At 68.1% G+C, this 15,059-nt stretch carries 15 protein-coding genes; 6 read left to right on the top strand and 9 right to left on the bottom strand.

Annotated features, from left to right (window positions below; all coding sequences use genetic code 11):
• Nucleotides 1–40: 40 nt before the first annotated feature.
• The 5 genes from ASE16_RS08200 to ASE16_RS08180 all read left to right on the top strand — a co-directional run bounded on the left by ASE16_RS08200 (nt 41) and on the right by ASE16_RS08180 (nt 5,369).
• Nucleotides 41–1,390: an MFS transporter gene (locus tag ASE16_RS08200; protein ID WP_055893453.1), complete on the top strand. Its 1,350-nt coding sequence runs from the start codon at nt 41–43 to the stop codon at nt 1,388–1,390.
• Nucleotides 1,391–1,469: 79 nt separating this feature from the next.
• Complete coding sequence (gene valS, locus ASE16_RS08195) at nt 1,470–4,079, top strand: valine--tRNA ligase (RefSeq protein ID WP_055893449.1); 2,610 nt, start codon at nt 1,470–1,472, stop codon at nt 4,077–4,079.
• Complete coding sequence (locus ASE16_RS08190) at nt 4,076–4,522, top strand: GNAT family N-acetyltransferase (protein ID WP_055893447.1); 447 nt, start codon at nt 4,076–4,078, stop codon at nt 4,520–4,522. Before valS ends, ASE16_RS08190 begins: the two co-directional genes overlap by 4 nt.
• 113 nt (nt 4,523–4,635) lie before the next feature.
• A complete protein-coding gene (locus ASE16_RS08185) occupies nt 4,636–5,100 on the top strand; it encodes a GNAT family N-acetyltransferase (protein ID WP_055893444.1) in 465 nt (154 codons plus the stop codon).
• Nucleotides 5,100–5,369, top strand: a complete 270-nt coding sequence (locus ASE16_RS08180) for a hypothetical protein (protein ID WP_055893442.1) — start codon at nt 5,100–5,102, stop codon at nt 5,367–5,369. Before ASE16_RS08185 ends, ASE16_RS08180 begins: the two co-directional genes overlap by 1 nt.
• Nucleotides 5,370–5,423: 54 nt before the next feature.
• Here ASE16_RS08180 and ASE16_RS08175 read toward each other — a convergent pair whose 3' ends face one another.
• The 3 genes from ASE16_RS08175 to ASE16_RS08165 are packed head-to-tail and all read right to left on the bottom strand — an operon-like array spanning nt 5,424 to nt 7,563.
• On the bottom strand, nt 5,424–5,627 hold the full coding sequence (locus tag ASE16_RS08175) for a hypothetical protein (RefSeq protein WP_055893440.1): 204 nt from the start codon (nt 5,625–5,627) through the stop codon (nt 5,424–5,426).
• Nucleotides 5,624–6,901, bottom strand: coding sequence for an MFS transporter (locus tag ASE16_RS08170; protein WP_055893438.1), 1,278 nt, complete (start codon nt 6,899–6,901; stop codon nt 5,624–5,626). The genes ASE16_RS08175 and ASE16_RS08170 overlap by 4 nt, the downstream gene beginning before the upstream one ends.
• Complete coding sequence (locus ASE16_RS08165; RefSeq protein ID WP_082581312.1) at nt 6,898–7,563, bottom strand: winged helix-turn-helix domain-containing protein; 666 nt, start codon at nt 7,561–7,563, stop codon at nt 6,898–6,900. Before ASE16_RS08165 ends, ASE16_RS08170 begins: the two co-directional genes overlap by 4 nt.
• Before the next feature lie 121 nt (nt 7,564–7,684).
• Between ASE16_RS08165 and ASE16_RS08160 the strand changes: the two genes are divergently transcribed.
• Nucleotides 7,685–9,721 carry a M3 family metallopeptidase gene (locus tag ASE16_RS08160; RefSeq protein WP_055893436.1) on the top strand — a complete coding sequence of 679 codons (2,037 nt, stop codon included), beginning with the start codon at nt 7,685–7,687 and terminating at the stop codon, nt 9,719–9,721.
• Nucleotides 9,722–9,915: 194 nt separating this feature from the next.
• Here the strand turns inward: ASE16_RS08160 and clpX are convergent, their stop codons facing one another.
• The 6 genes from clpX to ASE16_RS08130 all read right to left on the bottom strand — a co-directional run bounded on the left by clpX (nt 9,916) and on the right by ASE16_RS08130 (nt 15,055).
• On the bottom strand, nt 9,916–11,190 hold the full coding sequence (clpX, locus tag ASE16_RS08155) for an ATP-dependent Clp protease ATP-binding subunit ClpX (protein WP_055893434.1): 1,275 nt from the start codon (nt 11,188–11,190) through the stop codon (nt 9,916–9,918).
• Nucleotides 11,191–11,299: 109 nt separating this feature from the next.
• Complete coding sequence (locus ASE16_RS08150) at nt 11,300–12,049, bottom strand: AAA family ATPase (RefSeq protein ID WP_055893432.1); 750 nt, start codon at nt 12,047–12,049, stop codon at nt 11,300–11,302.
• Between the two features lie 23 nt (nt 12,050–12,072).
• Nucleotides 12,073–12,741, bottom strand: a complete 669-nt coding sequence (locus tag ASE16_RS08145; RefSeq protein ID WP_055893428.1) for an ATP-dependent Clp protease proteolytic subunit — start codon at nt 12,739–12,741, stop codon at nt 12,073–12,075.
• 25 nt (nt 12,742–12,766) lie between these two features.
• A complete protein-coding gene (locus ASE16_RS08140; RefSeq protein WP_055893424.1) occupies nt 12,767–13,357 on the bottom strand; it encodes an ATP-dependent Clp protease proteolytic subunit in 591 nt (196 codons plus the stop codon).
• A gap of 140 nt (nt 13,358–13,497) precedes the next feature.
• The gene (locus ASE16_RS08135; protein WP_055893421.1) at nt 13,498–14,409 is read right to left on the bottom strand and encodes a DMT family transporter; all 912 of its coding nucleotides are present in this window, start codon (nt 14,407–14,409) and stop codon (nt 13,498–13,500) included.
• A gap of 160 nt (nt 14,410–14,569) precedes the next feature.
• Nucleotides 14,570–15,055: a tetratricopeptide repeat protein gene (locus tag ASE16_RS08130; protein WP_055893413.1), complete on the bottom strand. Its 486-nt coding sequence runs from the start codon at nt 15,053–15,055 to the stop codon at nt 14,570–14,572.
• Nucleotides 15,056–15,059: the final 4 nt, after the last annotated feature.

Here is a 15,059-nt window from a genome sequence, read left to right as displayed (position 1 = left end):
TATTAACCCGACCACTGCAGCCCGTCAGACAAGGAACCCCGTGACGTCCCCCAACGCGACAGCACCAGACACCATCGTCCGCGGCGAAACAGACCGCCCTGGCATCACCCCCGGCACCGCGCGCCGCGTGACCATCGCCTCGTTCGTCGGCACCTCGCTCGAGTCGTACGACTTCTACCTCTTCGCGTACTTCAGCGCGTTCTTCGTCGGCCCGCTGTTCTTCCAGCCACTCGGCGTGTTCGGCGGCGTGCTCGCCGGGTTCCTCACCATCGCGGCTGGTTTCGTCATCCGGCCCATCGGCGCGATCATCTTCGGCCACCTCGGCGACAGGATCGGTCGTCGCCCGACGCTGCTGATCACCATCCTGATGATGGGCATCGGCACCGGGCTCGTGGGCGTGCTGCCGACTTACGCCACCGCCGGCTGGTTCGGAGCGATCGCGCTCGTCGTGCTGCGCCTCGTGCAGGGTCTCAGCCTCGGTGGAGAGTGGGGTGGCTCGATCCTGCTCGCGACCGAGTACGCCAACCCGAAACGCCGCGGCTTCTACGCCGCGCTCCCCCAGCTCGGCTCGCCGGTCGGCAGCATCCTGAGCGCCGTCGTCTTCATCCTGATGTCGACCATGCTCAGCCAGGCGGACATCGCGGCCTGGGGCTGGCGCATCCCGTTCCTGACGGCCATCCCGCTGCTGCTCGTCTCGCTCTACCTGCGCTGGTCGATCGACGAGACGCCGGTGTTCAAGCAGCTCCTGGAGACCGGGAAGCGCGACCGCTTCCCCGTCCTGCAGGTGTTCCGCAAGGCCCCGAGCGGGTTCGTGATCGCCATCGGCGCTGCGGTTCTCGGCATCGGCTCGTACTCGCTGATGAACACGTACATGGTCGACTACGGCACCGCCGTGCTGAAGTTCAGCTTCTCCGACCTGCTCATCGCCACCACCATCGGCGGCCTGCTGCAGCTCGTCACCATCCCGCTGTTCGGCGTCTGGGCCACCAGGATCGGTTCCGCCCGCGTCGTGGCCATCGGCGCGATCGGCACGCTGATCATCGCGTTCCCGATGTACTTCCTGCTGCAGTACGCGACGTTCCCCATCCTGGTCGGCAGCATGATCATCGGCGGCATCCTGCCGACGCTCTCCTGGGCGGGCCTCGGCGGGCTCATGTCCGACCTGTTCCCGAGCGACGTCCGCTACAGCGGCCTCTCGGTCGCGTACAGTATCGCCGCACTGCTGACCGCGTTCGTCCCCGCGCTCACGCTGATCCTCGGAAACGCGACGGGCAACGCCTGGTGGCACCCCGGCATCGTGCTCGGCATCATGAGCGTGATCACGCTCGTCGCCGCCCTGTTCGCCGCCCGCCGCAGGCCGATCATCGACGAGGTCGTCGCGCCAGAGTGAGCCTCCGGTACCCTGGGAGGACTGCACACTCAGGCACCTCACCATCGACACGGTGCCGCATATAGCGAATCGGAGAACGATGAACGCCGCCAACCCGGTGCCGGAGAAGCCAGCCCTTGAGGGCCTGGAGGCCAAGTGGGGCACCCACTGGCAGACCGCGGGAACCTACCTCTTCCCCCGGGATGCGGCCCTCGCCGCCGACCGCGAGTGCATCTACTCGATCGACACGCCACCGCCCACCGCCAGCGGATCGCTCCACATCGGTCACGTGTTCAGCTACACGCACACCGACGTCGTCGCCCGCTACCACCGGATGCGCGGCCAGCACGTCTTCTACCCGATGGGCTGGGACGACAACGGCCTGCCGACCGAGCGCCGCGTGCAGAACTACTACGGCGTCCGCTGCGACCCGACCCTGCCGTACGACGCCGACTTCGTGCCTCCGTTCGAGGGCGGGGACAACAAGAGCAGCAAGGCGGCAGACCAGAAGCCGATCTCGCGCCGCAACTTCATCGAGCTGTGCGAGCGGCTGACCGTCGAGGACGAGAAGCAGTTCGAGGCGCTCTGGCGCTCGCTCGGCCTCTCGGTCGATTGGAGCCAGACCTACCGCACCATCGGCCAGGAGGCGCTGTTCACCTCCCAGCTCGCCTTCCTGCGCAACATCGAGCGCGGCGAGGCGTACCAGGCGATGGCGCCGACGCTGTGGGACATCACGTTCCGCACCGCCGTCGCCCAGGCAGAGCTGGAGGACCGCGACCAGCCGAGCGCGTACCACCGCGTGTCCTTCCACGGCGCGGACGGGCCGATCTGGATCGAGACCACCAGGCCGGAACTGCTGCCGGCATGCGTCGCACTGGTCGCGCATCCGGATGACGAGCGATACAAGCCGCTGTTCGGCACGACCGTCACCACGCCGGTGTTCGGCGTCGAGGTCCCCGTGCTCGCGCACCACCTCGCGCAGCCGGACAAGGGCTCCGGCATCGCCATGATCTGCACCTTCGGCGACATCACCGACGTCACCTGGTGGCGCGAGCTCGACCTGCCGAACCGCGCGATCATCGGCTTCGACGGCCGCATCGTGTCGGAGGCGCCGCTCGCCATCGAGAGCGAGGCAGGCAAGGCAGCGTACGCCGAGCTGGCAGGCAAGACCGTCTTTTCGGCCAAGCAGGCCGTCGTCGACCTGCTCCGCGCATCCGGCGACCTGGATGGCGACCCCAAGCCCATCCAGCACCCCGTCAAGTTCTTCGAGAAGGGCGACAAGCCGCTCGAGATCGTCTCGACCCGTCAGTGGTACGTGAAGAACGGCGCCCGCGACGAGGTGCTGCGCGCCCGGCTGATCGAGCTCGGCCAGAGCATCGACTGGCATCCCGACTTCATGCGCGTGCGTTACGAGAACTGGGTCGGCGGCCTCACCGGCGACTGGCTCATCTCGCGCCAGCGCTTCTTCGGCGTCCCCATCCCGGTCTGGTACCCGCTCGACGCGGACGGCAACCCGGTGTTCGACGAGCCGATCCTCCCCGCGCACGACCAGCTTCCTGTCGACCCGTCCTCGGATGCGGCCCCCGGCTTCGACGAGGCGCAGCGCAACCAGCCGGGCGGCTTCGTCGGCGAGCACGACGTGATGGACACCTGGATGACGTCCTCGCTCACGCCGCAGCTGGCCGGAGGCTGGAAGCGGGACGACGCGCTCTTCGACGCGGTGTACCCGTTCGACCTGCGCCCGCAGGGTCAGGACATCATCCGCACCTGGCTGTTCTCCACCATGCTGCGCTCCGAGCTGGAGAACCAGGTCGCGCCGTGGGCGCACACTGCGCTCTCCGGCTTCATCGTCGACCCCGACCGCAAGAAGATGTCCAAGTCCAAGGGCAACGTCGTCACCCCCGCCGACATCCTGGAGAAGCACGGGTCGGATGCTGTGCGCTACTGGGCGGCGTCGTCGCGGCTCGGCACGGACGCCGCCTTCGACCCGCAGAACCCGACGCAGATCAAGATCGGCCGCCGTCTGGCCATCAAGATCCTGAACGCGGCGAAGTTCATCCTGGGCTTCGAGGCGACGGGCGCCGACGACATCGCGCTCGTCACCAGCCCGCTCGACCGGAGCATGCTCCAGAACCTGTCGACGGTCGTCTCCGACGCCACCACTGCGCTCGACGGCTATGACCACGCGCGCGCCCTGGAAATCGCGGAGACGTACTTCTGGACGTTCTGCGACGACTATCTCGAGCTGGTCAAGGAGCGCGCATACGGCGAGCCGAGCGCGGAGCAGACCTCTGCGGTCGTCGCCCTCCGCATCGCCCTGTCGGCGTTCCTGCGCCTGTTCGCACCGGTGGTGCCGTTCGCGACGGAGGAGGCCTGGAGCTGGTTCAACGACGGCTCCGTCCACACCGCCGCGTGGCCGGTCGCCTCGGAGGTCGCAGGAGACTGGAGCGCGGACGCCGCCGTCCTCGGCATCGTCGGCCGCGCGCTGACCGCGATCCGCGGTGCCAAGACCACGGCCAAAGCCTCCCAGCGCACGGCCGTCGATTCGGCCGTCATCGCGGGTCCGGAGACCGAGATCGCCGCCATCGAGAGCGCGGCGGGCGACCTGCGTTCGGTGGGCAAGATCGCCGAACTGCGTTTCGCAGCAGCCGATGAACTATCAGTGACCGATATCCTGCTGGCCCAGGCCCCGAGCGAGGAGGAACGATGACCGTGACGGTCCGGAGTGTGGAAGACAACGAGTTCTTCACCTGGCTCGACCTCTATGCGGGGTACGGCGAGTTCTACGAGCAGCCGCTGACGGATGAGAAGGCTCTGCTGGTGTGGAGCTGGATCACCGATGCGGACAACGAGCTGGAGGCGTATTTCGCCGTGAACGACGAGGGCACCCCGATCGGGCTGGCGCACGTGCGCGAGTTCGTCCGGCCCCTCGACGGCAGCCGCGGCCTCTACCTCGACGACCTGTTCGTGGCGAGGGACGCGCGCGGAGACGGCGCGGGAACAGCGCTCCTCGAAGCGCTGCGCGACCGCGCTCGCGAACAGGGCCTGTCCGTCGTTCGGTGGATCACCGCCAAAGACAACGAGACTGCTCGGCGCGTCTACGATCGCGTCGCAGAGAAGACCAAGTGGGTCACGTACGACCTCGTACCGTGAAGCACTCGTGCGCATCCCGGACCCCCGACGGCATCGACCGCTCGGGATGCGCGCGATAAGGTCGAAACACGCACTGAGACACAGCCGTGCGGGGAAGGCGAACGGAGGCACCCATGTCGATTGAGATCCGACCGGTCGCAGACGGCGATTTCTTCGCCTGGCTGGACCTGTACGAGAAGTACGCGGCGTTCTACGAGACCACGCTCACCGATCAGAAGGCTCTTCTGCTCTGGTCCTGGCTGACCGCTCCCGACCACGAGGAGGACGGGCTGGTCGCCGTGGACGACGGCCGCATCGTCGGGCTGGCGCACATGCGCGAGTTCGCCCGCCCGCTGGAGGGCGACCGCGGTCTGTTCCTCGACGACCTGTTCGTGTCGGAGGACCAGCGAGGAAAGGGCATCGGCCGCTCGCTCATCGCGGCGACGCGCGACCGCGCTCAGGAGCGCGGCCTCGGCGTCGTCCAGTGGATCACCGCGCGCGACAACACCGAGGCGCAGCAGGTGTACGACTCCGTCGCGACCCGAACCTCCTGGGTCACATACGAGATCGACCTTCTCGAGAACCAGGCGAGCGCCTGATGCAGCTCGGCACACGCTGGTCGGTGGGAGACGACGCCCCGAGCACCCTCCCCGAGGTGGTCGCGTACGCGATCAGCACGGTCGAGGAGGAGCTCGTGGCGACCGACGTGGCCACCGACGGCTGGAAGTGGACGCTCACCTGGCTGGAGGGCAACCCTGTCGTCGAACTCGACGACGGCACGGTCATCCGGTTCAACCGGCAGGAGGACTCGGCGACGATCACCCAGCCTGTCCAGCAGGAACCAGACGAGTTCGACCTCGAAGGCTGAACCCGCCCGGCTCGGCTGGCGTCGTGCCTGGTCCGTGTCAGCGCGGTCGGCGTGTCAGCGCGGAAGCTGCGGCAGATCGCGCGCGGCGAAGTCGCGCGTGCGCTCGACCGCTGCGAGCTGATCGGCGTAATGCGGAGCCGTGCGGAGCATCGCGCTGCGCACCCCCCACGCGGCGATGGCACTGCCGAACCTGATCGCGGTGCGCTGGGTCCAGGTGGCCTGGTGGATGCTGGGGACGGTGACTGCGAAGGCGGTCATGATCCGGTTCCTTCCGTTGCTGTTTCGGTCGCCGGCACGTGCGTGCCGGCGGAGAGCAGGAGCCGCACCGCGATGAGCGTCAGTGCGACGACGACGATGCCGCCGATGACGAACGGCAGGCGCAGGTCGATGCGGGCGACGAAGCCGCCCAGCACCGTGGCGATCGGGGTGAGACCCCAGCCGATGGTGCGCACGATCCCCATCGCGCGACCGAGCATGTCGTTCGGCACGATCGCCTGACGCAGCGCACCCCACGGCACGTTCCAGACGGCCACGCCGAAGGCGCCGACCGCGTACGAGCTGATGGCGAAGATTACGTTCCCCGTCACGCCGACGCAGAGGACCCCCGCGCCGCTGACGAGCATCGAGCAGAACATCACCCGGCCCCGGCCGAACCGTTCGACCAGGCGGCTGGAGATGAGTGCGCCGACCAGGGCGCCGACGCCGACCGCCGCCGTCACGACGCCGATGAGCGCGGCGGGGACGGAGAAGGTCTGGAGCAGAAGCAGCACGACGCTGCCCTGCGCGAACGCGAGGGCGGAGGCGGTGATCGAGGTGAGGATGATCATCGTCCGCAGGAAGCAGTGGTGCACGAGGAACGAGACGACGGCGCTGAAGGTCGGACGATCCTGAGCGGCCTCGCCGTCGACCGCTGCGCCTTTCCGGTACGCGCTGGCCGCGGCGGCAGGGATCGTGAGCGCCAGCAGACCGGCGATCAGGAACCCGCCTCCGGTGAGCCAGACCGGCAGCACGATGGCGGCCGCGAACAGGAACCCGGCGATCGGGGTCGCGATGAAGTTCTGCACGACGATCTCCGCCGACTGCATCCTGCCGTTCGCCCTGTCGAGCTGATCACGGGTGACCAGGCTCGGGACGACCGTGGTGGTCGCGTTGTCGAAGACCGTCTCCCCCAGCCCGAACAGCAGCACGCAGCCGTAGAGCAGCCAGATCGTCAGGGCGTCGGTGGAGATGAGCACGGCGAGCAGCGCGGCGACCGCGAACCGCAGCGAGTTGGCGACCGCCATCGCGATCCGCCTGTCCACCCGGTCGAGCAGCATTCCGGCCGGGATGCCGAACAGCAGCCAGGGCAGGAAGGTCACGGCGCTGAGCCCGGCGATAAGGGCCGGGTCGCGGGTGAGCGTCGTCGCGATCAGCGGCACCGCCGTGCGGCCGACGCCGTCGGCGAGATTGCTCGCGATGGCCGCCGTCCAGAGCCGGTTGAACCCGGCGCTCATCGGCGTGCGCGCGACCTTCTGCGCCGTCGCGGTGCTCATCGCTCGCTCGCCTCCACGAGCGGGAATGCGTTGAACTGCACCTGGACGCGAAGGCTGCCCTCCGGGCTCTCTCCGCCGCCGCTGGTGTCACTGCCGTCGGCCGCGCGCCACTTCTCGCGCAACCTGGTCTGCATGGCGTAGTACTCGCGGCCGAACTCGGCGAGCTGGTCGATGGTGAGCTGGAGGTGCGAGGTGGAGAGGGTGCTGGCCTGCATCCACTCGCTGCCGTAGACGTCGAGGCCGCGGCGCAGGAACGCGGTGAGGCGGCGTTCGTTGTTCTGCTGCCATTCGCGCGAGATCAGCTCGTTGGCCTCGCGTCCGGCCGGGGTGGCCAGGGTCTCCAACGAGCCGAGGGTGACGCCGCCCGGCGCCATCTTCCACCAGCGTTCGCGGCCGGACCCCTTCTCGGCATCCTCGACGATGATGTTGTGCTTGGCGAGCTGGCGCAGGTGGTAGCTGGTGGAACCGCTGGACTCCCCCAGCCGCTCGGCGAGACCGCTCGCCGTGGCGGGGCCGAAGTCGGAGAGCTCGTTCATGATCTCGACCCGCAGTGGGTGCGCGAGCGCCCGCAGCGCTTCCATGCCCAGGGCGTCGTGCATGGGGTGGGAGATCGCCGGGGGCTTCTCCGTCTGCTGGGCTGCGTTGTCTTCGTCGGTGGCCATGCTCAGAGATTAGCAATGCAAAGACTTCTTTGCAAGCACTTCTTTGCAATCAGTATTTTGCAAGGATTCATTTGCATAGAGTCCTTTGCACGCCGGACGGCGACAGCCCTAGGCTGGATCAATGGCAGACACGAACCCGTTCTTCTCCCCCAGCACCCTCCCGTACCAGTTGCCGCCGTTCGCAGACATCCGCGACGAGCACTACCGGCCCGCCTTCGACAGAGGCTTCGAGGAGCAGCTGGCCGAGGTGGCGGCGATCACCGCATCCACTGCAGAGCCCACCTTCCAGAACACCGTCATCCCGTTGGAGCGGTCTGGCCAGACCCTGCAGCGCGTCGCCGAGGTCTTCTTCAACAAGAGCTCGTCGGACTCCAGCGACTTCACCAACGCGCTCGAGGAGGAGATCGCTCCCCTGCTGGCCGCGCACCAGGACGCTATCCGACTCGACCCGGTGCTCTACGGCCGGATCAAGGCCATCCACGACAGCCTGGATGCGCTGGACCTCGACGCGGAGTCCCGCTACCTGGTCGAGCGCTACTACGACGAGTTCACGCTCGCAGGCGCGGGGCTCAGTGACGAGGACAAGGAGAAGCTGCGCGCGTACAACCAGCAGCTCTCCACGCTCACAACCCGGTTCGAGAAGAACCTGCTCGCAGACACCAACGACCTCGCCGTGGTCTTCGACGATGTCTCCGACCTCGACGGGCTCGGCGACGGCGCGATCTCTGCGGCGGCGGAGGCGGCGAAGGAGCGAGGCCTGGACGGCAAGTACGTCGTCACGCTGGTGCTCCCCACCGGGCATCCGTTCCTCGCCGGGCTGACGAATCGCGACGTGCGCGAGCGCATCATGACCGCATCCCGTTCCCGGGGCATCCGGGGCGGCGAGAACGACAACCGGCAGCTCGTGCTCGACATCACCCGGCTGCGCGCCGAGCGTGCCAGGCTGCTCGGTTTCGAGACGCACGCCGCGTACGTCACGGCCGACCAGACGGCCAAGACGCCGGAGGCCGTCGCCGCCATGCTCGGCCGGCTGGCCCCCGCCGCCGCGCGCAACGCGCTCGCCGAGCAGGCCGCCCTGCAGCAGCAGCTCGGCGACGGCGGAGAGCTTGCCGCCTGGGACTGGGCCTACTACACCGAGAAGGTGCGCCAGGCGACGTACGACATCGACGTCGCGGCCATGCGCCCGTATTTCGAGGCGGAGCGCGTCTTGCGCGACGGCGTCTTCTTCGCGGCGACGAAGCTCTACGGCATCACCTTCGAAGAGCGGCCTGACCTGGTCGCATACCACCCGGAGGCGCGCGTCTTCGAGGTGCGCAACGAGGACGGCTCAGAGCTCGGCCTCTACATCCTCGACCTCTACACGCGCGACTCCAAGCGCGGAGGGGCGTGGATGAACCCGCTGATCTCCCAGTCGGCGCTGCTCGAATACCCGACGATCGTCGTCAACAACCTGAACGTGCCGAAGCCGGCGGCCGGCGAGCCGACCCTGCTCAGCTACGACGAGACGAACACGCTGTTCCACGAGTTCGGCCACGCCCTGCACGGACTGTTCGCGCGCGTCACATACCCGAAGTTCGCCGGCACCAACGTGTACCGCGACTTCGTCGAGTTCCCCAGCCAGGTCAACGAGATGTGGATGCTCTGGCCGGAGATCCTCGAGAACTACGCCGTGCACAACGTCACCGGCGAGCGGATGCCGCAGGAGCTCGTCGACAAGCTGCACGAGTCGGAGGCGTTCAACGAGGGCTTCCAGACCAGCGAGTACCTCGCCGCCGCCATGCTCGACCAGGCCTGGCACGCGATCACCGCCGACGACACGGTCGACGACGTCGCCGCGTTCGAGGCGCAGGCCCTCGCGGCCGCCGGCCTCGCCAACCCGGCCGTGCGGCCACGGTACGCGAGCACGTACTTCGCGCACACCTTCTCTGGCGGCTACGACGCCGGGTACTACTCCTACATCTGGAGCGAGGTGCTGGATGCGGACACGGTCGCCTGGTTCACCGAGAACGGCGGCCTGACCCGCGACAACGGCGACCGCTTCCGTCAGCGTCTGCTCGGCGTCGGCGGCTCGAAGGACCCGCTGGAGGCCTACCGCGACTTCCGCGGCCGTGACTCCGTCATCGAGCCGCTGCTGGAACGGCGCGGTCTCGCCGGCTGAGCGCGCACCATCCGTCCGGACGGAGACCCGGCGCACCACGCCGCCGGCTTCTCCGTTCGGACGGATCTTCGGCGCGACACGGCCGGTTCCTCCGTCCGAACGGACGTTCGGCACGGCGTGTCCGCGACCTCTCCGTACAAACGGAGCCGCCCCCGTGGTGACGGGGGCGACTCTCTACGGTTAGGCGGAGGCGGCTACGCCGACTTCTCCTCGCGCCGCGGGCGGTGCGGGACGATCGTGGGCGCGGCGTTCTCGAGCACTGCCTCTCGGGTGACGACGACGCGTGCGACCTCTGCGCTGGACGGCACCTCGAACATGATCGGCCCGAGGACCTCTTCCATGATCGCGCGCAGTCCGCGGGCGCCGGTCTTGCGGAGCACCGCGAGGTCGGCGATCGCTTCGAGGGCCGGCTGCTCGAAGTCGAGCTGCACCCCGTCGAGTTCGAACATGCGCTGGTACTGCCGTACGAGCGCGTTCTTCGGCACCGTGAGGATCTGCATCAGCGCGTCCTGGTCGAGCGGCGTGACCGTGGTCACGACGGGCAGACGGCCGATGAACTCCGGGATGAGCCCGAACTTGTGCAGGTCTTCCGGCAGCACCTCGCTAAACAGGTTGACGTCGTCGCCCTTCGAGTGCAGCGGGGCGCCGAAGCCGATGCCCTTCTTGCCTGCGCGCTGGGAGATGATGTCTTCCAGTCCGGCGAACGCACCGGCCACGATGAACAGCACGTTCGTGGTGTCGATCTGGATGAACTCCTGATGCGGGTGCTTACGTCCGCCCTGCGGCGGGACGGAAGCCACCGTGCCTTCGAGGATCTTGAGCAGCGCCTGCTGCACGCCCTCGCCTGACACGTCGCGCGTGATCGACGGGTTCTCGGCCTTGCGGGCGATCTTGTCGACCTCGTCGATGTAGATGATGCCGGTCTCAGCCCGCTTGACGTCGTAGTCCGCGGCCTGGATGAGCTTCAGCAGGATGTTCTCGACGTCCTCGCCGACGTAGCCCGCCTCGGTGAGGGCTGTCGCGTCTGCGACGGCGAACGGAACGTTGAGCCGCTTCGCCAGCGTCTGGGCCAGGTACGTCTTGCCGCAGCCCGTCGGGCCGATCAGCAGGATGTTGCTCTTGGCGATCTCGACGTCGTCCATCGCATCCGCCGAGGTGATCGACGCCTTGGCGCGGACGCGCTTGTAGTGGTTGTAGACAGCCACCGCCAGTGCGCGCTTCGCGGCCTCCTGGCCGATGACGTACTCCTCGAGGAACCCGAAGATCTCCTTGGGCTTCGGCAGGTCGAACTCGCCCGCCGCCTCTTCGCCTGCTTCGGCGAGTCGCTCTTCGATGATCTCGTTGCACAGCTCGACGCACTCGTCGCAGATGTACACGCCCGGTCCGGCGATCAGTTGCTGGACCTGCTTCTGGCTCTTGCCACAGAAGGAACACTTGAGCAGATCGGCGCTTTCCCCGATGCGTGCCATCCCTCTCCCCTCCTTCTCAGGGTCTTTCCCGTCGAGCCTAACCTGTGGAAGCGACATTGGCGCGCACCTGGCCGCATTTGGTCACGCGCGCCACGCGCATCCGTTCTGCTTACAGCAGATGGCGGAAATAGCGCCCTGGCGCGTCGAGGAACGACCGCCAGTGCTGCACGATCCCCAGCCTCTCCCAGGTGGTCTTCCTGATGCCCCACTCGCCAACTTCCAGGATGCGCGCCCCCGGCAGCGCGGCGAGGATCGGCGAGTGCGTCGCACACAGCACCTGCGTGCCGCGGTCGACGATCTCGTTCAGGTTCGCCAGCCAGCGCAGCGACGACTCGAACGACAGCGCCGCCTCCGGCTCGTCGAGGCACACCAGCCCTGCGACGTACTGCGGGTGGTTGAGCTTGTTCACCAGCAGGTCGTTGAACGACTCTCCGTGGCTCAGCGAGTGCAGGTGCCTGTCCGGGCTGCCCGGCAGCGCTTCGAGGTAGGAGTAGTAGCCGTGCATGGTCTCCGCGCGCAGGAAGAATCCCCAGCGCGGAGCAGACGGGCTGCGCTCCACCATCAGCCACTCCCCGAGCGGAGACTCGCTCGGGCGCGTGGAGTGCGACCCCTGGTTGCTCCCGCCCTCCGGCGGCAGGCCGTACGCGGTCGCGATGCCCTCCACGATGGTGGACTTGCCGCTGCCGTTCTCCCCCACCAGGAACGTCACGCCCTGCGCGAGTTCGAGCCCCGTGCGGAGCAGCTGCGCGACGGCGGGGATGTTCGCCGGCCACACATCAGGATCGTACGCTGCGTCCGCATACGCCCTGACACGACGAACGGGGCGACCGTCGTCCAGACGATCGCCCCGTTCGTTCATCGCAGCAGGCTCGGGATGCTGTCTTACTTGACCAGCGCCGGGAGCGTCTTGCGGCTCGTCAGCACCTGGTCGATCAGGCCGTACTCCAGGGCCTCGGCCGCCGACAGGATCTTGTCGCGGTCGATGTCCTTGTTGACCTGCTCCTGCGAGCGGTTCGAGTGGCGCGCGAGCGTCTCCTCGAGCCAGGTGCGCATCCGCATGATCTCGTTGGCCTGGATCTCGATGTCGGACGCCTGCCCCTGGCCTGCCTCGCCGACGGCGGGCTGGTGGATGAGGATGCGGGCGTTCGGCAGTGCGAGACGCTTGCCCGGGCTGCCGGCCGCCGTCAGCACGGCGGCTGCGGATGCCGCCTGGCCGAGCACGACCGTCTGGATCTGCGGGCGGATGTACTGCATCGTGTCGTAGATCGCCGTCATCGCGGTGAACGAGCCACCTGGCGAGTTGATGTACATGACGATGTCGCGGTCCGGGTCCTGGCTCTCGAGCACGAGGAGCTGGGCCATGATGTCGTCTGCCGAAGCGTCGTCCACCTGCACGCCGAGGAAGATGATGCGGTCCTCGAACAGCTTGGCGTACGGGTCCTGGCGCTTGTAGCCGTATGCCGTACGCTCTTCGAAGCTCGGGAGGATGTAGCGCGAGCCGGGAGCCTGGACCCCGTTGAACGCTTGACCGCCGAAGTTGGGGATGTTCATGTCGATTCCTATTCCTTCCGAGGTCTTACTTCTCGTCCGCGGTTCCGCCGCCGCCGACGACCTCGGTCGCCGTCTCACGGATGTGGTCGACGAAGCCGTACTCGAGGGCCTCCTGCGCGGTGAACCAGCGGTCGCGGTCACCGTCCGCGTTGATCTGCTCGACGCTCTTGCCCGTCTGGGCCGCCGTGATCTCTGCGAGGCGCTTCTTCATGTCGAGGATGAGCTGCGCCTGAGTCTGGATGTCGCTCGCGGTGCCGCCGAAGCCGCCGTGCGGCTGGTGCAGCAGGACGCGTGCGTTCGGGGTGATGTACCGCTTGCCCTTGGTACCGGCCGTGAGGAGCAGCTGCCCCATCGAGGCGGCCATGCCGATGCCGACCGTGACGATGTCGTTCGGCACGAACTGCATGGTGTCGTAGATGGCCATGCCGGCCGTGATCGACCCGCCTGGCGAGTTGATGTAAAGGTAGATGTCGCGCTGCGCGTCCTCCGCGGCGAGGAGAAGCAGCTTTGCGGCGATCTCGTTCGCGTTCTCATCCCGGACCTCGGACCCGAGCCAGATGATGCGGTCCTTCAGCAGTCGGTCAAAAACACTGGGTTGCATGCCCATGTCGGCCATGTGTCGCTCCATTTCCTTGTCGCTTCGAACATGAATCTATCGGAGCCCGTGACGCATTTCCGGCCTGTTCGCCGTGGGCAGACGAGCGTGGCGCGTTCGGCGGCGCGCCTGCTCCGCGCGGGGCGGTCAGCTCAGGGCGATCAGCTCAGGGCGAGCATCGCGACCCCGCCGAGTACCACGACGGCTCCCGCCATCCGCTGCGCCGGCTTCGGCTCGCGCAGGATCAGCCACCCGGCCAGGCTCACCAGCACCACGCTCAGCTCACGCGCGGGGGCGACGAGCGAGACAGGGGCGAGCTGCACGGCGCTCAGCACCAGGATGTACGACAACGGGGACAGCACCCCCACGATCACCACCTGCCACCGGAACCGCCGCCACACCGCGACGACCTCCGCGCGTCGCCGCACGAGCACGGGAGCGAGCAGCACCACCTCGCCGAGACTGCATCCCACCATGAACGCGACGGGAGAGACGCCGAGGTCGTTGACCGTGAACGCGTCCCACAGCGTGTAGACGGCGATGGTGACGCCGGTGAGCAGGCCGTAGAGGATGCCGGGGCCGAGCATCCGGTGTATCCCGGCTCGCCGCATCCCAGGCTGGTCGGGCCCGCGCATCCCGGGCTGGACTGGCCGTCCCGTACTGAGCCCGATGCCGACGATGCCCGCCACCACCACGGCCGCCCCCGCCAGCGCGAGTGCAGATGGATGCTCGTGGAACAGCACGATCGCGAACACCACGGACAGCAGCGGCCCCGTTCCCCGCGCCATCGGGTACACCACGGAGATGTCGCCGTGCGCGTACCCGCGCTGCAGCACCCACATGTACCCCACGTGGATGACCGCCGACACGCCGGAGCCGAGCAGCATCCAGCGGAGGTCGGCGCCGTTGATCGCGAGGTCGACGCCCGCGATCGGCAGCCACAGCACCGTGGATGCGATGGCGCCGAGCAGGATGAACGGCAGCCCGATGGCGCTCGCCCGTTTGGAGGCGAGATTCCAGGTCGCGTGCGCGAACGCGGCGATCACGACGAGGGACAGGGCGACGGGTGACACGAGGATCCTTTCGTTCGCCGCGATGGCACGGCGAAGGGATCCTCCGGGCTTTTGTCCTGTCAGATGACGGCGACGCTGTGCGCCGCCGTGGTGCCGCTCGGACCAGACCTCCCGCGAACTCTTCCGGGGAACGGAACCCTAGGCACTGTCGAGGTCAACGCTATCGGGTGGTGAGGTCGTGCGCATAGTTCGCGACCGCGCGTCGGTACAACGGGAGGTGCGGCGCGAGGGCACCGACCGCGGTCGCCACGGCAGCGGCGTGCCTGCCGAGGTCGTGCAGAGCGAGCGCGAGGAACGCGCGTGCCGCATCCGCCAGTTCGTGCTCCGGGTGCGCGGTCAGTTCCGCATGCAGCAGCTCCACGCTCTCCCCCGGCCGGCCGAGGTTGCGGAGGGTGCTGGCGAGCTGGATGACCGCCTGCGCCCGCTGCGGGTCTGCGAGGCCCCCGGCGATGGCTGCGCGGTAGAGCGGCTCCGCGTCGGCCTCGCGGCCTGCGTAGTCGCGTGCGCCTGCCGCTTCGAAGAGCGCGGAGGGGTCGTCAGCCGGACGCTCGGAGACGAGTGCGTCGATGCGCGCGACGGTCTCCTCCTCGGAGGTGGCGGCCGCCGCATCCCACACGGCGTCGATCCTCTGCTGCCAGTCGTCCATCGCT

The organism is Leifsonia sp. Root227, assembly GCF_001428745.1.
Taxonomy (GTDB): Bacteria; Actinomycetota; Actinomycetes; order Actinomycetales; family Microbacteriaceae; genus Leifsonia.
The sequence above is the reverse complement of the archived record's forward strand: the minus strand, read 5'-3'. Positions and strand labels throughout refer to the sequence as shown.